The sequence below is a fragment of the Streptomyces sp. LE64 genome, assembly GCF_052606915.1.
On sequence record NZ_CP199708.1, the window covers coordinates 6,071,198 to 6,091,494 of the forward strand.

At 74.3% G+C, this 20,297-nt stretch carries 14 protein-coding genes and 1 pseudogene; 7 read left to right on the forward strand and 8 right to left on the reverse strand.

Annotated elements, in window-relative coordinates:
• Position 1 precedes the first annotated feature (1 nt).
• From ACSMX9_RS27180 to ACSMX9_RS27200, 5 genes are all read left to right on the forward strand, one after another.
• Positions 2 to 1,015, forward strand: a complete 1,014-nt coding sequence (locus tag ACSMX9_RS27180) for an ABC transporter ATP-binding protein (protein ID WP_445397859.1) — start codon at positions 2 to 4, stop codon at positions 1,013 to 1,015.
• On the forward strand, positions 1,012 to 2,043 hold the full coding sequence (locus ACSMX9_RS27185; RefSeq protein WP_445397861.1) for an oligopeptide/dipeptide ABC transporter ATP-binding protein: 1,032 nt from the start codon (positions 1,012 to 1,014) through the stop codon (positions 2,041 to 2,043). The genes ACSMX9_RS27180 and ACSMX9_RS27185 overlap by 4 nt, the downstream gene beginning before the upstream one ends.
• Entirely contained in the window at positions 2,040 to 3,524 is a 1,485-nt protein-coding gene (locus ACSMX9_RS27190; protein WP_445397863.1) for an aldehyde dehydrogenase, read from the forward strand. The genes ACSMX9_RS27185 and ACSMX9_RS27190 overlap by 4 nt, the downstream gene beginning before the upstream one ends.
• A 53-nt stretch (positions 3,525 to 3,577) precedes the next feature.
• Positions 3,578 to 3,865: a muconolactone Delta-isomerase gene (locus tag ACSMX9_RS27195; protein WP_445397865.1), complete on the forward strand. Its 288-nt coding sequence runs from the start codon at positions 3,578 to 3,580 to the stop codon at positions 3,863 to 3,865.
• Between the two features lie 104 nt (positions 3,866 to 3,969).
• A complete protein-coding gene (locus ACSMX9_RS27200) occupies positions 3,970 to 12,000 on the forward strand; it encodes a type I polyketide synthase (protein ID WP_445397867.1) in 8,031 nt (2,676 codons plus the stop codon).
• A gap of 8 nt (positions 12,001 to 12,008) precedes the next feature.
• On the opposite strand, the gene ACSMX9_RS27205 is transcribed toward ACSMX9_RS27200, so the two are convergent.
• A complete protein-coding gene (locus tag ACSMX9_RS27205; protein ID WP_445403110.1) occupies positions 12,009 to 13,199 on the reverse strand; it encodes an IS110 family transposase in 1,191 nt (396 codons plus the stop codon).
• Between the two features lie 249 nt (positions 13,200 to 13,448).
• On the opposite strand from ACSMX9_RS27205, the pseudogene ACSMX9_RS27210 reads away from it, so the two are divergent.
• Positions 13,449 to 13,668: pseudogene (locus tag ACSMX9_RS27210) on the forward strand (NAD(P)/FAD-dependent oxidoreductase); the annotation flags it as partial.
• Here the strand turns inward: ACSMX9_RS27210 and ACSMX9_RS27215 are convergent.
• Positions 13,617 to 14,585 (reverse strand): TIGR03557 family F420-dependent LLM class oxidoreductase, encoded by a 969-nt coding sequence (locus ACSMX9_RS27215; RefSeq protein ID WP_445397869.1) that lies wholly within the window; start codon positions 14,583 to 14,585, stop codon positions 13,617 to 13,619. The pseudogene ACSMX9_RS27210 and the gene ACSMX9_RS27215 overlap by 52 nt on opposite strands.
• 391 nt (positions 14,586 to 14,976) lie before the next feature.
• On the opposite strand from ACSMX9_RS27215, the gene ACSMX9_RS27220 reads away from it, so the two are divergent.
• On the forward strand, positions 14,977 to 15,204 hold the full coding sequence (locus ACSMX9_RS27220; RefSeq protein WP_445397871.1) for a hypothetical protein: 228 nt from the start codon (positions 14,977 to 14,979) through the stop codon (positions 15,202 to 15,204).
• Positions 15,205 to 15,448: 244 nt separating this feature from the next.
• Here ACSMX9_RS27220 and ACSMX9_RS27225 read toward each other — a convergent pair whose 3' ends face one another.
• The 6 genes from ACSMX9_RS27225 to ACSMX9_RS27250 form a co-directional block, all read right to left on the reverse strand.
• The gene (locus tag ACSMX9_RS27225; RefSeq protein ID WP_445397873.1) at positions 15,449 to 15,796 is read right to left on the reverse strand and encodes a PRC-barrel domain containing protein; all 348 of its coding nucleotides are present in this window, start codon (positions 15,794 to 15,796) and stop codon (positions 15,449 to 15,451) included.
• A 74-nt stretch (positions 15,797 to 15,870) separates the two neighbouring features.
• Entirely contained in the window at positions 15,871 to 16,371 is a 501-nt protein-coding gene (locus ACSMX9_RS27230) for a DUF6328 family protein (protein ID WP_445403111.1), read from the reverse strand.
• 119 nt (positions 16,372 to 16,490) lie between these two features.
• The gene (locus ACSMX9_RS27235) at positions 16,491 to 16,745 is read right to left on the reverse strand and encodes a DUF5133 domain-containing protein (RefSeq protein ID WP_445397875.1); all 255 of its coding nucleotides are present in this window, start codon (positions 16,743 to 16,745) and stop codon (positions 16,491 to 16,493) included.
• A gap of 18 nt (positions 16,746 to 16,763) precedes the next feature.
• The gene (locus tag ACSMX9_RS27240; protein ID WP_445397877.1) at positions 16,764 to 16,979 is read right to left on the reverse strand and encodes a hypothetical protein; all 216 of its coding nucleotides are present in this window, start codon (positions 16,977 to 16,979) and stop codon (positions 16,764 to 16,766) included.
• A gap of 109 nt (positions 16,980 to 17,088) precedes the next feature.
• On the reverse strand, positions 17,089 to 17,556 hold the full coding sequence (locus tag ACSMX9_RS27245; protein ID WP_445397879.1) for a hypothetical protein: 468 nt from the start codon (positions 17,554 to 17,556) through the stop codon (positions 17,089 to 17,091).
• Positions 17,553 to 20,042 carry a molybdopterin oxidoreductase family protein gene (locus ACSMX9_RS27250; protein WP_445397881.1) on the reverse strand — a complete coding sequence of 830 codons (2,490 nt, stop codon included), beginning with the start codon at positions 20,040 to 20,042 and terminating at the stop codon, positions 17,553 to 17,555. The genes ACSMX9_RS27245 and ACSMX9_RS27250 overlap by 4 nt, the downstream gene beginning before the upstream one ends.
• Between the last annotated feature and the right edge of the window lie 255 nt (positions 20,043 to 20,297).

Here is a 20,297-nt window from a genome sequence, read left to right on the forward strand (position 1 = left end):
CGTGTCCGTCCTCGAAGTGGAACACCTCCAAGTCGCCTACCGCGACCGCCCCGGCGCCGCCGCGGTGCAGACCGTCAGGGACGTCTCCTTCCGCGTCGCCGAAGGCGGGTCCCTCGGCATCGTCGGAGAGTCCGGCTGCGGCAAGAGCCAGACGGTGCTGGCCGTACTGGGACTCCTCGGCCACCAGGGTGCCGAAGTCTCCGGCCGCATCCGCTTCGACGGCCGCGACCTCACCGGCCTCGCCCCGAAGCAGCTGCGCGAGGTACGGGGCAGCGGCATCGCCCTGGTCTCCCAAGACGCCCTGTCCGCCCTCAACCCCGCGATGACCGTCGGCCGTCAGATGGCCGAACCCCTGATCCGGTACGACGGGTACAGCCGTCGCGCCGCCGTCGCACGCTGCGCGGAACTCCTCGACCTCGTCGGCATACCCGGCCCGCGCGAACGCCTGCGCAGCCATCCCCACCAACTCTCCGGCGGCATGCGTCAACGCGTCCTCATCGCCATGGCCGTCAGCCGCGAGCCCCGCCTCCTGATCGCCGACGAACCCACCACCGCCCTGGACGTCACCATCCAGTCCCAGGTCCTCGCACTCATCGACCGACTGCGCCGCGAACTGCGCACGGCACTCGTCCTGATCACCCACGACCTGGGCGTCGTCGCCGGGGTCACCGACCACATCGCCGTCATGTACGGCGGCCGGATCGTGGAGGCCGCACCCACCACCCAACTCTTCGACCGCCCCACCCACCCCTACACCCGTGCCCTGATGGCCGCCGTCCCCAGGATGGACCGTCAGGTCGACCGGCTGCCGGCCATCCCCGGCTTCCCGCCCCACCCCGCGTCCCCGCCGCCCGGCTGCGCCTTCCAGCCGCGGTGCGGCCGGGCGCGCCCCGACTGCGCCGACGCCGTACCCGAACTCGTCGCCCCGCCCGGCGCCCACTCCACGCACGAGGTCCGCTGTCCCTACCCCGCGCCCGCCGCCGGCGAGCCGCACCCCGCAGGAGCACCCGCATGAGCACCGCCGCGACCGCCGAGCCGCCCCCCGCCGTCACCGTCGAGGAACTGGAGGTCCGCTTCCCCGTCCGCACCGGAGTACTGCGCCGCACCACCGGCACCGTGCGCGCCGTCGACGGCGTCTCCTTCACGGTCCCCGCCCGCAGCATCGTCGCGATCGTCGGCGAGAGCGGCAGCGGCAAGACCACCACCGGACGTGCCCTCGTCGGCCTCTCCCCGGTCGCCGCGGGCCGTGTCCTCATCGAGGGCCGTCCCCTCGCCGAGCTGCGTGCCGACAAGTCCCTGCCCCGTACGGTCCAGATCGTCCACCAGGACCCGTACGCCAGCCTCAACCCGCGGATGACCATCGGCGCCACGGTCCGCGAGGTCGTCCACGTCCACCGCACCGTCCCCCGGGACAGGACCGCGGCCCGCGCCGTCGAACTGCTCGGCCACGTCGGACTCGCCCCCGAACTCGCCGACCGCCATCCGCACGAACTCTCCGGCGGACAGCGCCAGCGGGCCGCCATCGCCCGCGCCCTCGCCGTCGAACCCCGCATCGTCGTCTGCGACGAGGTCGTCTCCGCCCTCGACGTCAGCGTCCAGGGCCAGATCGTCAACCTCCTCAAGGACCTCTGCCGCGACGGCGACCTCAGCTTCCTCTTCATCTCCCACGACATGAGCGTGGTGCGGCACATCTCGGACCACGTCGTCGTCATGTACGGCGGTCGCGTGATGGAGAGCGGCCCGTGCGCCGAGGTGTTCACCGCGCCCCGCCACCCGTACACCCACTCCCTGCTGGCCGCCGTGCCCGTGCCCGACCCCCGGGCGCCCGCGCCCGGCGCGGGGGCGCGCATCCGCACCGAACCGCCCGACCCCGCCGACCCGCCGCCCGGCTGCCGCTTCCAGCGGGCCTGCCCCTTCGCCACCGACCTCTGCCGCACCGAAGCCCCGCCGCCGACCGACGTGGGCGGGAGCACCGTGGCGTGCCACCACCACGCGGCGCCCGAGGTGCGCACCGCACTGACCGAAAGGACCCCGGCACCATGACCCGAGCCGACAGCCGCCCCACCCCGCCCGCCCCGGTGTGGACGTCGTACGCCGGCGGGCGCAGGACGCCCGCCGCGGGCACGGCGGTCCCCCTGGTGGATCCCGCGACGGGGGAGACCTGGGGCACCGCGCACCAGGACCCCGCCGCCGTCGACACCGCCGTCGCCGCCGCCCGCACCGCGCTCCTCGCGCCGTCCTGGGGCGGGCTGCCCCAGCACGCCCGGGCCGACCTGCTCCACCGCCTCGGCGACGTGCTCGCCGACCACCGGGACGAACTCGCCGCCCTGGAGACCCTCGCCAACGGCAAGCCGCTGACCGCCACGCGCGCCGAGGTGTCCGCCCTCGCCCGCTGGTACCGCTACTACGCGGGCGTCGCCGAGACCCTGGAGGACCGCGCCCGCACCCTCAGCGCCACGGCGCACGCGGTGGTCCGGCAGGAGCCGCTGGGCGTCGTCGCGGCCCTGACCCCGTTCAACGGCGCGCTCTCCCTCGGGTCCTGGAAGCTCGCCCCCGCCCTCGCCGCCGGCAACACCGTCGTCCTCAAACCCCCGCCGCAGGCCCCCGCGTCCTCCGTCCGCCTCGCCGAACTCGCGCTGGTGGCGGGCCTGCCGCCCGGCGTCGTCAACACGGTCATCGGGGGGGCCGAGGAAGCCCGGTTGCTCACCGACCACCCCGACGTCGCGATGGTCACCTTCACCGGCAGCACCGCCGTCGCCCGGGAGATCGGCGCCCGCGCCGCGGCCGGAATGAAGCGCTACGTCTGCGAGGCCGGCGGCAAGTCCGCGCACCTGGTCTTCGCCGACGCCGACCTCGACGCCGCCGTGACCGCCGCCCGCCAGGGCGCCTTCTCCGCCGCCGGACAGACCTGCGTCGCCGGCTCGCGCATCCTCGTCCAGGCCGAGGTGTACGACGCGTTCCTGGAGCGCTTCGCCGAGGCCGTGGACGCATTGCGGGTGGGCGACCCGGGGGACCCGCGCACCCACGTCGGCCCCCTCGCGTCGGCCGCGGCGCTCGCTCGGGTCGAGGGGTACGTCGACGACGCGGTGCGCGACGGGGCCCGTGCCGTGACCGGCGGCCGCCGGCCCGACGCCGAAGGCGGCTTCTGGTACCTGCCGACCGTCCTCGCCGGCGTACGGACCGGGATGGCGGTCTGCCGCGAAGAGGTCTTCGGCCCCGTCGCCACGGTCCAGCCCTTCACCACCGAGGAGGAGGCCGTGGCCCTCGCCAACTCGCTGGAGTACGGCCTCGCCGCCGGCCTGTGGACCCGGGACGGGGCCCGCGCCCACCGGCTGGCCGGACGGCTCGACGCCGGCGTCGTCTGGGTCAACACCTACCGACTGCTCCACTGGTCCGTGCCGTTCGGCGGCCACAAGCAGTCCGGCATCGGCCGGGAGAACGGCGTCGAGGCCGTCCACGAATTCCTCCAGACCAAGTCGGTCGTCACCGAGCACGGCACCCCCGTCGACCCCTTCGGCGACTGACCGCCCCACCCATCCACCGAGCTCCGCCCCCCGACCCGTCCGGAGAGGACACCATGGAATTCCTCGTCAACATCCACATCGTCTGGCCCCACGACATGGACCCCGCCCACAAGGACGCCGTCTCCACCGCCGAGCGCCGCCGCGCCGCCGAACTCGCCCAAGCCGGCCACCTCGTCCGCATGTGGCGGGTGCCCGGCCGCACCGAGAACTGGGGGCTGTGGCGCGCGGCCGACGCCACCGAACTTCACGCGATCATCTCCTCGCTGCCGGTGTGGCCCTGGATGGACGTGACCGTGCACGCCCTGGCCCAGCACCCGGTGGACCCGCTGCCCGACGCCTGACGAAAGGAAGTGCGCACTTCGGTGACGCCGTGCCGACCGGGCCCGAACTCGTCTCGACCCTATAGTCGTTGAGCATCGGGACCGGGAGTGCAGAAGGGGTGCGCATGGCGGAGGTTCACGCGGAGCTGGTCCGTCCGTTGGCCGAGGCGCTGCGGCTGCACGCCGCCCGCGCGGCGAGCGGGACCGCGTTCAGCGCCGGTCGGCACCAGGTGACGTGGGCCGAGTTGGAGCGCCGCACGGCCCGGGTCGCCGGCCATCTGTCCCGGCTGGGGATCCGCCGCGGGGACCGGGTGCTGCTCTGCCTGCCCAGCCGGCTGGAGACGGTGGAGGGCTCCCTCGCCGTCCTGCGGGCCGGCGCCGTCGGGGTGCCGCTGGACCCGGAGGCCGCCGACGGCGAACTCGCCCACGTCCTCGCCGACAGCGGCGCCGTGGCGGCCTTCGCCGAGGCGCCGCTCCTCGCCCGGCTCACGCGGGCGGCGAACGGCCGGACCCCGCTGCGGGCCGGCGTGGTCGTGGGCCCCGCGGGTCCGCCGGCCGAGCAGCCGGGCCACCCGGTGCCGTACGAGGAACTCGCCGACACCGACGCCCCCGAACCGCCGCGCGACGACCTCGGACTCGACGAGCCCGCGTGGATCCTCTACACCTCCGGCACCACCGGCACCCGCAAGGGCGCCGTGACGACCCAGCGGGCCCTGCTGTGGTCCACCGCCGCCGCCTACGCGCCGCTGCTCGGCATGTCCGAACGGGACCGGCTGCTGTGGCCGCTCCCGCTGCACCACGCCTACGCCCAGTCGCTGTGTCTCGTCGCGGTCGTCGCCACCGGCGCGAGCGCCCACCTCCTCGACCGCGGCGTGGACGTCGAACAGGCACTGCGCCGACAGCCGCCGGACGAGCCCTTCACGATGATGGCCGGCGTCCCGGCCACGTACCACCTGCTGGTCAGCGCGGTGCGTGACGCCCCGCCGCTCCCCGGTGGGCTGCGGGTCTGTCTGACCGGGGGAGCGCCCTGTCCCCCCGAACTCTTCGCCGCGACCGAGGAGTTGCTGGGCGCACCGCTGCTGGACGGCTACGGCTCCACCGAGACCAGCGGCAAGATCACCCTCGCCCTGCCGGGCGCGCCGGGCCCGGACCGGGTGCCGCGGCCGTTGCCCGGCACGGACGTCAAACTCACCCACCCGGTCTCCGGGGACGCCGTCGCCGACGGCGACGAGGGCGAGATCTGGGTGCGCGGCCCCGGCCTGATGACCGGCTACCACGGCCGCCCCGACGCCACGGCGCAGGTCCTGCGGGACGGCTGGTACCGCACCGGCGACCTCGGCCACCGCACCCCGGACCGCGGGCTGCGGGTCACCGGCCGCGCGGTCGACCTGATCATCCGCGGGGGCCAGAACGTCAACCCGGTGGAGGTGGAACAGGCGTTGCTGTCCTGCCCCGGCGTCGCGGACGCGGCCGTCGTCGGCCGCCGCCACGACGTGCTGGGGGAGGTCCCGGTGGCGTTCGTGGTCCCCGGCCCGCAGGGCGTCGACCTCGCGGAGTTGCGGGCCGAGTGCCGACGGCGGCTGTCGGCGTTCAAGGTGCCGGACGAGTTCCGCACGAGCGAGTCCCTGCCCCGTACGTCGTCCGGCAAGGTCCGACGGACCGTCCTCGCCGCCCGGCTCGCCGACGCCCTCGCACGAAGCCGTGCGCACACCCGCGACGAACTGCGCGCCCGGCTGCTGGCCTCGTCCGCCCCCGAACGGCGGCGCGCGGTGCTGCGGCTCGTCCTCGACGCCATGCCCACGGCCGGGGAGCAAGGGGGCTGCGACCCCGGGCAGACCTTCGCCGACCGGGGGCTCGGCTCCCTCCAGGGCGTACTGCTGCGCGACCGGCTCGTCGCGGCCACCGGTCTCGACCTGCCCCCGACCCTGGTCTTCGACCGGCCGACCCCGGACGCCGTGACCGACTTCGTGTGCGACGCGCTGCTCGGCGCTGCGGGCCCGGCATCCCGCGCCATCCACGGACGCGGGGCCGGTGCGGAGCCCGACGAGCCGGTGGCCGTCGTCGCGATGGCCTGCCGCTTCCCGGGCCCCGTGGACGACGTCCGCACTCCGGAGGAGCTGTGGCGGCTGCTCGCCGACGGCGCCGACGCCACCTCCGGCTTCCCCGCCGACCGGGGCTGGGACCTGGCCGCCCTGTACGACCCCGACCCCGACCGGCCGGGCACTTCGACCACCCGGCGCGGCGGGTTCCTGCGCCGGGCCGCCGACTTCGACGCGGCCTTCTTCGGGATGTCGCCCCGGGAGGCGCGGGCCACCGACCCCCAGCAGCGGCTGCTGCTGGAGACCGCGTGGGAGGTGCTGGAGCGGGCCGGCATCGCCCCCACCGACCTGCGCGGCAGCGACACCGGCGTCTTCGTCGGGGTGATGCACGCCGACTACGCCGGCCGGCTGCTGCACCGTGGCGGCCACGAGCAGGAGGCCCACCTCGCCCTCGGCTCCGCCGGCAGCGTGGCGTCCGGGCGCGTCTCCTACACCCTCGGCCTGGAGGGACCCGCGGTGACCGTGGACACCGCCTGCTCCTCGTCGCTGGTCGCGATGGACTGGGCGGCGCGGGCGCTGCGCTCGCGGCAGTGCTCCCTCGCGGTGGCCGGCGGCGCCACCGTCATGGCGAGCCCGGCGCCCTTCGTCGCGTTCAGCAGGCTGCGCGGGCTCGCCCCGGACGGCCGCTGCAAACCGTTCTCCGCCGCCGCCGACGGCACCGCCTGGGGCGAGGGCGTCGGACTGGTGCTGCTGGAACGGCTGTCCGACGCCCGGCGCAACGGACACCCGGTGCTCGCCGTGCTCCGCGGCTCCGCCGTCAACGGCGACGGGGCGTCCAACGGCCTGACGGCGCCCAGCGGATCCGCCCAGGAACGACTGATCGGCCAGGCCCTGGCCGCCGCCGGACTCACCCCCGCCGACATCGACGCGGTGGAGGCGCACGGCACCGGAACCCCGCTCGGCGACCCCATCGAAGCGCGGGCGCTGCTCGCCGCCTACGGCCCGCAGCGCCCGGCCGCCCGCCCCCTGTGGCTCGGCTCCCTCAAGTCCAACCTGGGCCACACCCAGGCCGCGGCCGGAGTCGCCGGAGTCATCAAGACCGTGCTCGCGATGCAGCACGGCGTACTGCCGCGCACGCTGCACCTCGACGAGCCGTCCCCCGGGGTCGACTGGGCCTCGGGCGCCCTGCGGCCCCTGACCCGGGAGCAGCCGTGGCACCCCGCCCCCGGGCAGCCGCGGCGCGCCGCGGTGTCCGCCTTCGGCATCGGCGGCACCAATGCGCACGTGATCCTGGAGGAGGCCGACGCGGAACCCGACGCGGTTGCCGACCGCGAGCACGGACCGGCCGCCGCGCAACTGCCGCTCCTGCTGTCCGCCGCCGACGAGGACGCCCTGCGTGCGCAGGCCAGGCGCACCGCCACCTTCCTCCGGGAGCGGCCCGAACAGCCCCTCGGTGACGTGGTGTTCACCGCCGCCACCACCCGTGCCGCCCTTCGCCGCCGGGCGGCGGTTCCCGCCGACGACCGCGCCGCCCTGCTCGACGAACTGGACCGGCTGGCCGCCGGGGCGCCGGTCCCCGCCCCGATCCGTACGGCCCCGCGGCTGGCCCTGCTCTTCACCGGCCAGGGCTCCCTGCGCCCGGGCCTCGGCCGGGAACTGTGCGCCGCCCACCCCGTCTTCGCCGACGCCTTCGGCGCGCTGTGCGGCCGGTTCGACGCCGTCGGCGCGGGGGACCGGCCGCTGCGCGCGAGCCTGTGGCCCGAGCCGGGCCGTGACGCCGACGCCCTCGACCGCACCGACGTCGCCCAGGCGGGTCTGTTCGCCTTCGAGGTCGCCCTGTTCAGGCTGTTCACCTCCTGGGGCGTGCGGCCCGACGTGCTGGCCGGCCACTCCGTCGGCGAACTCGCCGCGGCCCATGTGTCCGGTGTCCTCACGGAGGACGACGCCGTCGAACTGGTCGCCGCCCGGGGCCGGTTGATGCAGCGTCTGCCGGCCGACGGCGCCATGGTCGCCGTGGACGCCACCGAGGACGAGGTGACGGCGGAACTCGCGCGGACCCCCGCGGCCGCGGGGCCGGTCGCGATCGCCGCGGTGAACGCCCCGCGGTCCGTCGTCGTCTCCGGGGCGGAGCCCGCCGTGGCGGCGGTGGCACGGAACCTCGCCGCCCGCGGCCACCGCACCGAACGCCTGGGCACCCGGCACGCCTTCCACTCCCCGCTGGTCGAACCGGCGCTCGCCGAGTTCGCCGCCGCCACGTCCCGCGTCACCTTCCACGAACCCCGCGTCCCGTTGGTCTCCACCCTCACCGGACGCCCCGCCACCGGGGACGACCTGCGCTCCGCCGACTACTGGGTGCGCCACGCCCGCCAGGCGGTGCGCTTCGCCGACGCCGTACGCCACCTCGCGGACGAGGCAGGTGTGAGCGCGTTCGTCGAGGTCGGTCCCGCGGGCCACCTCACCTCGGCCGCGCTGAGCACCGTCGGGGAGCCCGGGGGCCGGGTGTTCACCGCGACGACCCGGCGCGGCCACCCCGAGCCCCGCACCCTGATGACGGCCCTCGCCCGGCTGTACGTGCACGGTCTCCCCGTCGACTGGGCGGCCGTCCGCCAGGGCCAGGCGGGCCCGCCCGCCCGACGGGTCGACCTGCCCACCTACCCCTTCCAACGCGCACGCCACTGGCTGACCGTGCCACCCGCCACGGGCCCCGCGGACCCGACCGCGCACCCCACCGGCCACCACCCGGTGCTGACCGGGACGACGAGCCTCCCGGGCACGGACAGGCTGTTGAGCGCCGGCCGGCTGTCGACCGCCGGACAGCCCTGGCTGCGCGACCACGTCGTGCACGGCCGGGTGCTGGTGCCCGCCACCGCGCTCGCCGACCTCGCGCTCACCACCGGCGCCGCCTGCGACCTGACGGAGTTGGAAGAGCTGACCCTGCTCCACCCGCTGCTCCTGCCCGACCCCGAGGGGCACGTCGACGTGCAGGTGGCACTCGGCGCCCCGGACCCGTCCGGCCGCAGGACCGTCGACCTGCACGCACGCCCCGGGGACGACGGCCCCCTCGGCGCGTGGACCCACCACGCCACCGGCCGCCTCGGCCCCGCGACCGCCGACCCCGAACAGGCCCTGGGCGACGAGGAGTCCTGGCCGCCGGTGGACGCCGAACCCGTCTACCTGACCGGGGCGTACGAGCGCCTGGCGACCGCGGGCCACACGTACGGCCCGGCGTTCCGCTGCGTACGGGCGCTGTGGCGACACGGCGACGACCTGCTCGCCGACGTACGCCTGCCCGAGGACACCGGGCCCGATGCGCACCGCTACGACCTGCACCCCGCGCTGTTCGACGCCGCACTGCACGCCTCGCTGCTGCTCCCCGCCGAACCGGGAGGGCCGGGCGGCACCGGCCGACTGCCGTTCGCCCTGCGGGGCGTCAGCCGGCACGCCGCGGGAGCCACCGCCCTACGGGTCAGGCTGCGCCCCACCGGGTACCACACCGTCACGGCGAACCTCAGTGACCCGGCCGGGCGGCCCGTGTTGCGGATGGCGGAGTTGACCACCCGCCCGGTGGGCGACGCCGGAGCGAGCGCGCGGCCCGAACCGCTGTACCGCCCGCGCTGGAAGCCCGTCGACCCGCCCCCCGCGACCCCGCCCGGCTGGGCGGTGGGCACGCCGGACGACCTCGACCTGGCGCCGGGGCTTCCTGGTCCCGGCCCGTCGGGCCCCGGGGCGTCCGCCACCGCTCTCGTCGTCTCCCTGGCTCCGCCCGCCCCCACCACGGACCAGCCGGTCGCCGTCCGCGCCCTGGTCACCCGCGCACTGGAGTTGCTGCGCCGCCGACTGCCCGCCCTGACCCCGGGAACACGCCTGGTCCTGGTGACCCACGGCGCCACCGGTCGGAACCCGGACCTCTCGGCCGCGGCCGTATGGGGCCTGGCACGCACCGCCCAGTCCGAGTACCCCGGCCGGCTGACCCTCGTCGACATCGACGACCACCCGGATTCCCCGCGCCGGCTGCCAGCCGCCCTCGCGAGCGACGAACCCCAACTCGCCGTTCACGCCGGCAGGGTGCACGTACCGCGGCTGACCCGCCAGGCGCCGGCCGCGCCCCCCTCTGCGGGCGCGTTCCCGGCCGACGGCACGGTGCTGATCACCGGCGGCACGGGGGCGCTCGGCGCCCTGCTCGCCGGCCATCTGGCCGAGCACCACGGCGTACGGCGCCTGCTGCTCACCAGCCGCAGCGGACCCAACGCCCCCGGCGCACGGGAGTTGCGGGGCCGCATCGAGCGGGCCGGTGCCCGGGTCGACGTGGTCGCCTGCGACGCCGCCGACCACTCCGCACTGGCCCGGCTGATCGACGAGCACGGCGCCGACCTGACGGCCGTGGTGCACACGGCGGGCGTACTCGACGACGGCGTACTGGAGGGCCAGACGCCCGACCGCGTCGCGGCCGTGCTGCGCCCGAAGGCAGACGCGGCCTGGTACCTGCACGAGCTGACGCAGGACCTGCCCCTCTCCCAGTTCGTGCTCTTCTCCTCGGCGGCCGGCCTGCTCGGCAACCCCGGCCAGGGCGGCTACGCCGCCGCGAACTCCTTCCTCGACGCCCTCGCACTACACCGCACCGCCCGGGGGCTGCCCGCGCTCTCGCTGGTCTGGGGGCCGTGGGCGTCAGCGGAGGCCGGTGGCGGGGGCATGGCCGTCCGCACCGGCAGGACGAGCGACGGCGTGCTCCGGGCCGTCACCGCCGACGAGGGACTGGCGCTGTTCGACACCGCCCTGACGACGGGCGAGCCCGTCCTCGCGCCGCTGCCGCTGGACTCGGCCGCGGCCCGGCCGGGCCGCGCCGTTCCACCGCTCCTGCACGACGTGATCCCACAGCAGGCCACGGCCGGCACCCGCTCGGACACCACCGGCCCGACCTCGGACGAGACGCCCGGCGCCTGGCACGTCCGACTGGCACAACTGCCCGCCGCCGACCGGGCCCCCGCACTGCTCGACCTGGTCCGCGCGGCGGTCGCAGACGTGCTCGGGCACAGCGGGGCAGCCGCCGTCACGCCCGACCGGGCCCTTGGCGAACTCGGCCTCGACTCCCTGGCCGCCGTACAACTCCGCAACCGACTCGGTCTGCTCACCGGCCTCGACCTGCCGCCCACCCTCACCTTCGACCTGCCCACCTGCCGACGACTGACGGACCATCTCCTGGCCCGGCTCGCCGAGACACCGCCACCGCAGGGCGGGGCCGCCGTCGAACCGACCCGCCCCGCGGTGCCCCGCTCCCCGCAGACCCTCGCCTCCCTCTACCGTCGCGTGTGCGCGACGGGCGACACCGTCTCGGCGATGCACCTGCTCGTGACCGCCTCCCTGGCGATCCCCGGCTTCGGCCCCGAGGACGCCGCCGCACACGCCGTCGACCCACTGCACCTCGCCAAGGGCGACCCGGACCGACCGCCGCTGGTGTGCTTCCCCGGCTTCTCCCCGACCCTCGGCAGGCCCTGGTACGCCGCGCTCGCCCGCCACTTCGAGGACGAACGGGACGCCCTGGAAGTGCGGCATCCGGGGATCGCGTCCGGCGACGCGGCCCCGCGCGACTGGTCGACCCTGGTGGACCTGCACGCGGCCACCCTGCGCGAACGGCTGGACGGGCGCCGCCCCGTCCTCGTCGGCTGGTCCATGGGCGGCTGCCCGGCCCACGCGGTCGCCGCCCGACTCGCGGACACCGGCACGCCGCCCGCCGGCCTGGTCCTCCTCGACAGCTACCACGTGACCCCCGACCGGGAGGACGAGCCGTGGCTGCTCGCCCTACCCGCCCGGATGGCCCTCGCGATGGGGACCGCGTTCGACACCGCGGTGGACGACATGGCCCTGACCGCGTTCGGCTCCTACGTCCGGATGCTCCGCGGCTGGCGCCCCGAACCCCTCGGGGTCCCGACCCTGTTGGTCCGCGCCGCCGAACGCCCGTCGGATGCGGACACCGGCCGTACGGGACGGGCGCCCTGGCCCGGCCCGTACGACACCGCGGAGGTCCCGGGCGACCACTGGACCATCGTCGACGACCACGCCGCGACCACCGCCCGAGCCGTCCGGACCTGGGCCGACGGCCTCACCGAGCGCACCTCCTAATGCTGTTGTCAAGCGGCGACTGTGACAGGGAGTTCACGTTGGAAGCGCTGTCCGTCACGGATGAGGGCCCACAGGACGTTGACCCGTCGTCGGGTCAGGGCGAGGACGGCCTGGGTGTGCCGCTTGCCCTCAGCGCGCTTGCGTTCGTAGAAGCGGCGCGACTCCTCGCAGCTGCGGATGCTGATGAGCGCGGAGGTGTAGAAGACGCGCTGCAGGCCGCGGTGGTAGCGCCGGGGGCGGTGCAGGTTGCCGCTGACGTTGCCGGAATCGCGGGGCATCGGGGCGACCCCGGCGAAGCCCGCCAGGCGGTCGGCGCTGCCGAAGCGGCTCATGTCGCCGGCGGTGGCGGCCAGGAACTCCGCTCCCAGCAGGGGGCCGATGCCGGGCATGCTGGCGATCACGTCGGCGAGGTCGTGCTCGCGAAACCGGGCCGCAATGAGCTTGTCGATCTCTGCGATCTGCTCGTTGAGGCCCATCACCTCCTTCGCCAGGGTGTGGATCACCTGCGCGGCGACCTTCTCCCCGGGGAGGGCGGTGTGCTGGCGCTCGGCGGCTGTCAGGGCGGCCTGGGCCAGCGTGTCGGCCCCGCGGACCTTGCGATTGCGCAGCCAGGTCTCCAGCCGGCTGCGGCCGGTCCGGCGCAGGGAGGCCGGTGTCTGGTAGCCGGTCAGCAGAACCAGCGGGCCGACGTTACCCAGGTCCAGGGCGCGCTCCAACGCGGGGAAGATGCTGGTGAGTTGGCCGCGGAGGCGGTTGATCCGGCGGGTGCGGTCGGCGTTCAGGTCGGCGCGGCGGTTGGTGAGGATCCTCAGCTCGACGGCGTGCTCGTCGTCCGGCCGGATGACGGCCAGGTCCCGGCGCATCCGGGCCTGGTCGGCGATGACGGTGGCGTCCTTCGCGTCAGTCTTGCCCATGCCCCGGTAGCCGGCCGAGGCCCGGTTGACCGCCAGGCCGGGTATGTAGACCAGTTGCTGGCCGTGGTTGAGGAGCATGTTGATCAGCAGGGCGGCCATGCCGTCGGCGACGTCGACCGCCCAGACCACGTTCTCGTCGATGGCCAGTACGTCGGCGAGCAGGGCCAGCAGTTCCGGCTCGTCGTTCAGGACCCGGCGCGAGAGCAGCTTCCTGCCCTCTGTGTCCAGGACCACGCAGTGGTGGTGGGTCTTGCCGATGTCCGTCCCCGCCCAGATCTGGACCACCTGTTCCTCCGGTCGTTCGATGTGCACTGTTCGTCCGGACGACCTCGCCAGCGTGGTCCTACTCAGCGATGCACCCGAGGGGCCCGCAGCTCCTAATCAGCGGTCGAGTCGTCGTGAGACACCGGGCGGCCAGGTGAGCTGAACAATCGAGGGCAACCGACTGAAAGCCATACCCGGTGTCTCTGGATCTCTGGACCCTACGACGGCCCGTCCGACCCACCAACAACGTAGGACCGACTGACGTGCGGGGCCGCGTCGTTCACCCGGGGCTACCACCTGGCCGCGAGGCCGGGGCGACCGGGTCCGGGTCGCCGCGGACCGGCTGCTGGATTCGGTGCTGCCGCCGGTAGCGTGCTCGACGGCCGTGCCGCTGGACACCGCCTCACCCGAGACCGACCACACCCCACTGCCCGGATATCAGCGGCCGGGGGCGCTGCTGTGCAGCGGGGTGTGGAGTTCGTCTCGGTAGAAGTCGAGGAAGGCGTCGGGGTCGGGGCCGGCGTTGAGCAGAACGAGACGCTCGAAGCCGGCGTCGGTGTAGCGCTGGGCGCGTTCGAGGTGGACCGCGGGGTCGGGGCCGCAGGCGAACGCCTCGTACATGTCGTCCTCGCGGACGGTGGCGGAGGCGGCATCGAAGTGGGCGGGGCCGGGGAGTTCGGCGAGGACCTTCCAGCCGTGGACGGACCAGCGGAAGGTGCGATGGGCTGCCCGAGCCGCGGTCCCGGGGTCGGCGGCGTGGGCGAGGGGGACTTCGGCGTAGGCAGGGCCGGTGCCGCCGGCGGTGCGGTAGGTGTGGACCAGTTCACGGTCGTCGTCGGTGGCGAAGAGGCCGTCGCCGTGTTCGGCGGCGAGCCGCGCGGCCCGGGGCCCACCGGCGGCGATGACGATCGGTGGCGGGGTGTCCGGGAGGTCGAAGACGCGGGCGTCGCGCAGACACAGGTGTTTGCCCTGGTGGGAGTGGTACCCGCCCTGCCAGAGCGCGCGGATGATGATCACCGCTTCGGTGAGGAGTTCGTGCCGGTCGTGGACGGTGTCGGGGAAGCCGCCGGTGACGTGTTCGTTGAGTCGTTCGCCGGAGCCGAGGCCGAGGGTGAACCGGCTGTCGGAGAGCAGGGCAACAGTGGCTGCGGCCTGGGCGATGATCGCGGGGTGGTAGCGCACGCTTGGGCAGGTCACCCCCGTGGCCAGGCCGATCCGGGTGGTGCGCTCCGCGATGGCGCCGAGCACGGTCCACGCGAACGGGGAGTGGCCCTGTTCTTCCAGCCAGGGGTGGTAGTGGTCGCTGATCTCGACGAAGTCGAACCCGGCCTCCTCCGCCCGCACGGCCTGGCGGACCAACTCGGCGGGGCCGAACTGTTCGGACATCAGCTTGTACCCGATCTTCATCTCGCCTCCCTGGCGGATCGTCCTCTCCCCCGGGGGGCGGGTACCCGCCCGCGGCGGGTGCACCGGTGCTTCATCCGGGTGGTGGGTGTGGCGCAAGTGGTTTGCGGAAACCCGTCTCCCATGAGGATTCAGCGACAGCGGCCACCTCATGGAACGGCAGCGCGACGCCGCGTGCGCGATCGCGGACGACAGGGGGTTCCTCCCCGTCAGCACCGCGGGCCCGGCGCGGAACGGGTCGCCCCGGGTCCAAGCGCTCTGCCGCCGCTGCTCGGGGCCGCGCCGTGCGCCGCCTTCGCCCGCGGCACCGGCAGACCACCGGCCTCCGGGGCGCCGCCCCGGCCGAAGACCTCGCACGCCGGTCCACCCCGGCCACGACAGGAAGGCAACGGTCATGACCAAGCGCGACGACAGCGAACGGGACAGGGAACCCTTGCCCAGGGACCCCCAGGACCAGCAGGCCACCGGCGACCACGACCCCCTCGCCGTCCCGCTGCCCGGTCGGCACCACCAGGACGAGGAACTGCCCGACACCGACGAAGCCGGCTCCGGTCCCACAAGCGGCCGGAGCACCGGCACCGTGCACCCGGAACATCCGGAACCGGACGAGCCCACCGGATGAACCACCGGCGGCGGGGCCCTGACGAGACGGCCCTTCCCGGTGACCGCTCCCCCCGGGGGCTCCGCTCCGAGACGGCGCCCGAGCGGCGCCGGCCACTTCACTGAGGCTCCACCTTCCACGCAGCCCGCATGCAGGCGTTCCCGGGACCTGGTGCGGTGGACGGGCCCGCGCCACGGACATGGCTGGGGGGGGGGCGGCCCAATGGGCCGCCCCCCCCAGAGCGCCGCCGTGCGGTCGCCGTGTGTCAGGCGCGGGGCCAGTAGTAGGCGCTGAGCGTGTCCCGGTAGCCGGTGTCGGTGAGGTGGTCGTGGCGGTGGAACTCGGGCGCGCCCTTGATCTGGTCCTTCGTCAGGCCGACGTGCACCTTCTCCTCGGCGGTGTCGACGCGGGTGACGGCGCCGGCCGGGATCATCACTTCCTTGCCGAAGATCCACGGTCCGGTGTCCACGACCAGGCAGGCAGCGTCCACGTCCTCGGTGTGCTGGTCGACCTTGCCGATGCCGCCGTCAAGGGCCTCGACCTTGAAGCCGGCGAGGTCGGACCCTGCGGTGTGGCCGGCGGTGGAAGGGTAGTTCCAGGCGTTGTGCGTCATGAGACGTTTCCTCTCTTCCGGGGTACGGGAGCCGTTCACGTTCTCGGACGGGCGCCTGCCCCGGCCCCGGTCGGTTATGCGCTTTTCATGGGATTCGTTCCTCCGGTGTGAGGGCCTGCCCGGTCCGTGCGGCAGGGCTCGGAGCGGAGCCGTGCCCACAGGGGGAGGGCGAACCAGCACAGCAGGAACCAGAGCACGAGGGGGGCGACGAGCCAGAGCGCGAGGGTGTCGTGGAGGACGATGCGGAGGACGAGCAGGAGGGCCGTGATCATGGTGCACAGCAGGAAGACCAGGCCGGTGACGGTGAGGCGGGAGGCCCACCGGACGGTCTGGGGTTTGACGCGGCGGCCGGTCAGCATCCGGTGCAGCGCGACCGGCGCTATGAGCGCTCCGGTCGCGGCGGCGCCGAGGAAGACGGTGGCGAGGTAGATGACGCGGTCGGTGTGCGGGAGGTCGGCGAAGCGGGGTTGGAAGACCACGGTCAGCAGGAACCCGAACAGGATCTGCACCCCGGTCTGCGCCACCCGCACCTCCTGGAGGAGCTCCGCCCACCGCCGGTCCGCGCGTTCCTCCAGCGATTCCTCACGGCCCTGTCTGCGATAGCTCGCTTCTCCCGCCCCCGCTACCCGCCCCTCGTGGTCCCGGTCGCCCGCGGTGGTTCCGGCGGGGCGGACCCCGTCGGCCGGGGCCGCGGTCACGGCGCGCAGGCGGTGCCGGGGCGCGGGGCGCTGAGCAGGGAGTCGTCCGCGGGGCGGGCCCCGGGCAGCTGGTGACGGGCGGCAAGCACGGCGGCGTCCGCGTCGCGGGTACCGGTCGCGACGCACAGGGTGTAGGTGACGTCGTCCAGCCTGCGCCTCGCCCCGGCGCTGCCGTCCTGGGCGTGCAGGGCACGCAGGATCTCGTACTCGCCGACCAGTCGGTGCAGAACGGCGGGGTGGGCCATGAGCATGAGCGGGCCTCCGTCATGTCAAGGGGTGGGGTGCGCTTGGTCCTTGCCGGGGGCGTCTGCCCGGACTGTGCCCAACCACACCACCGGCGGCCCGAGGAGCGTGTCAGCGGTGGCGTGCTCGGCGGTGGAGAGGGTCAGCAGCCCGAGGGCGGCCGAGAGCCCCGCCAGCAGCGGGTGGCCAGGGCGGTCGGGGTCGCGGAAACGGCCGCTGTCGGCCGGTTCTGTTCGATTCACTTATGCCGTGCGAGAACTCGGGACGGCAGGAAGGTGGCCGTTGCCGGCGCTCGTCGGGGCCGACATCCGACCTCGGGTGCCGTGGGCCCCGCGGCACCCGGGGGGTGCTCTATGCACTGGTGAGGATCTGGGGCGACAGGTTTTTGATCATGGTGTTGGTCCAGCGGATCTGCCGGAGCGTTTGCGGGTGGCATGCGGACGCCAGGTCGAGGAGTTCTTCGTTCCGTATCGCCTGGGCGGCTTGGGCGAGCATCTCCCAGCGCAGGGAATTGCCCGACGCGGAGAGGTGCAGTGCTCCGAGGTCGTGCAGCAGAAGCAGTCCGGGCTCCCGGGGCCGGCCGGCTCCCACGGCGGCCCCGGGTGTTCCGAAGAGGCCGGGGCCGGGAGCGAGGGTGGTTCCCCCGCCTGCGGTCTCGGCCAGGCGGTGGGCGTGTTCGCGCGACCAGGCGGCGAGGTCGCGGCCGACGTGGTGGACTTCGTGCTCGCCGGGGTGCCGGTCGACGACGGCGAGGAATTCCTCGGCGAGGTGTTGTTCGCCGTGGTGCAGGGCACGCAGGACGGCGGTGACGCTGTTCACGACGGCGTGTCCTCCTCGGGGCGCGGGGGGCTGTGGAAGGTCTCGGTGACGAGGGCGCCGCGCCCACCGGTTGTCGCCCTGATCCTGCCGGGGCGGGCGGCGGCGGAGGCTGCCGTCGTGGGTGCCGGTGCGGTGGCGCCGTCGCCGCGTTCGAGCAGGGTCAGGGCGGCTGCGGCGGTTTTGAACAGGGGTTGTTTGGAGACGGGGTCCCAGTCGGTGACGGTGGTCTCGTTCGCCGCACGGGGCGGTGTGCCGGCGTCGGGTTGGTGGCCTGCGGGGGTGTCGAAGTAGCCGTAGTGGAAGGGGACGAACAGCAGTCCGGCGCGGATGTCGGTGGTCCGCAGCCGTCCCTGGAGGTTGCCGCGCGGGGTGGCGACCTCGACGAGGTCGCCTTCGCGGAGGTCCCTGGCGCCGGCGTCGCTGGTGGAGATCTCCACCCATACCTCGGGGGCGGCGGCGTTCAGCTGGGGTGCCCGTGCAGTCTTGGTGCGGGTATGGAAGTGGTAGATGGTGCGTCCGGTGGTGAGCTGGAAGGGGTACTGCGGGGACGGTTCCTCGTGCGGAGGGAGATACTCGGCGGCCTTGATCACGGCCTTGCCGTCCGGGTTCAACGACCGGTACTCCGCCACGTCTGCGGAGGCACCGGTGATCAGGTCCTTGCCGTAGGACTCGCAGTCGTCGGAGTGCGCCCAGGTGATGCCGTCGGTGTAGAGGCGTCCGGTACCGCGCGGGGCTTGGTCGTTGCACGGCCACTGGATGCCGGTGCCGTCGCGGAGTTTGTCGTAGGTGAGGCCGGTGTAATCGCAGGGGCGTCCGGCGCTGCAACGTTTCCACGCCTCGAACGCGGACTCGGGGTCGTGCCAGCCGATGAGCGGGCGGCCGTCCTTGTCACGGAAGTCCATCCGGGCGGCGTAGTCGAGGAAGATGTCCAGGTCCGGGCGGGCGTCACCCGGGGGTTCGACGGCCTGGTCGGTGAGGTGGACGGTGCGGTCGGCGTTGGTGAAGGTCCCGGTCTTCTCGCCCCAGGTCGCGGCGGGCAGCACCACGTCGGCCAGCTGGGCGGTCTCGGTGAGGAACAGGTCCTGTACGACGACGAAGAGGCGCTCCTGGGCGAGGATCTGACGGATGCGGGCGAGTTCGGGCAGGGACACGGCCGGGTTGGTGCCGCTGATCCACAGCATCCGGATCGAACCCTGCTCGGCGTAGCGGAACATCTGCATGGCGTGGGTGGACGGCGCGAAACGGGGAATCGCGGACGGTTCCACGTTCCACACCCGGGCGAGGTCGGCGATGTGGGCGTCGTTCTGCCAGTTGCGGAAACCCGGAAGGTCCCCGTTCGCACCGCACTCGCGGGTGTTCTGCGCGGTGGGCTGACCGTTCATCTGGAGCACCCCGGCACCCGGGCGCCCCAGCATCCCGCGGATCAGATGGAGGTTGTTGACCTGGACCGCGGCGGCGGTGGCCTGATGGGACTGGTACACGCCCTGGAGGACGGTGGAGGTGAGCCGCCGCGCGCGCCCGAGGAGACGGGCCGCCTCGGTGATGCGCGCGGCCGGGACGTCGCAGACGGCCGCCGCCCATTCCGGGGTGCACTCCTTCACTCGCTCGGCCAGCGCATCGAAGCCGACCGCGTGCGCGGCGATGTAGTCCGGGTCGGTGCGGCCGGTGCGGATGATCTCGTGGAGCAGGGCGTTCAGCAGTGCCACGTTCGTCCCCGCCCTGGGGGCCAGATGCACGGTCGCCCGGCGGGCGACGGGAGTGGGGCGCGGGTCGACGCAGACCAGATCGGGCGGGTCGGCGCCGTCCAGCCGGTCCAGGATGCGCATCCACTGCACGGGCTGTGTCTCGGCGATGTTGTGCCCGAACAGGGCGATCACATCCGCGTGGTCGAAGTCGTCGAAGCTGCCGGGCTGGCCGTCGCAGCCGAACGACTCCTTCAACGCCTCCGCCGCGGTCGCCGTGCACATCCGGGTGTTGCCGTCCAGATGGTTCGTACCGATACCGGACCGGGCCAGCACCGCCAGGGTGTAGTACTCCTCCAGGAACAGCTGCCCGCTGGTGTAGAAACCGAGGGAACCCGGCCCGCGGTCCGCCAGCAGGACCCGGGAACGGGCGGTGATGCGCTCCATGACCGTGTCCCAGTCGGACTCCACGAGCCTGCCGCCGGTGCGGAGCAGGGGCCGGGTCAGCCGGTCGGGGGAGGTGTTCGCCCGCCAGGCGAACAGGTCCTTGGGGCCGAGACGGCCCAGGTTCACCCGATCCGTGGCCCGGCCCCGCACGCCCGCCATCCGCCCGCCGACCACGGCGATGTCCATGGCGTCACCGTCGGAGTGCAGAAGCGACGCGGCCTGCACCCACCGCTCCACCATGTGCGGTTCCACGCCGTCGGCCAAGAAGCTGTCCACCCGCACCGGCCATCGCCCGTGCCTGCCGTACGGGGTGCGAGTGCCCCAGGGGGACGCGATCCGGTCCACCGACCGTTCCATACCTGTCCTCCCGGTCCTGCACCGTGTCGGTCGGCCCTGCCGCTGGCCCCGATGGTGGGTGCACGGTCCAGTCATCCGGACGGGGCCGGCCGCGAGGGGCCGCACCGCCGCAGGCAGCACGCCGCGGTACCCGTTCGGGTCAATCACGGCGGACGGGGGCGACGCGCCGTGCCCCGGGGCGTGGGAGCGGCATCGGCGTGGTGGGCGTACGGCCGCCCCCGTCTGCCCCGGCGGTCGTCGTTCCCGGTGCCCGGC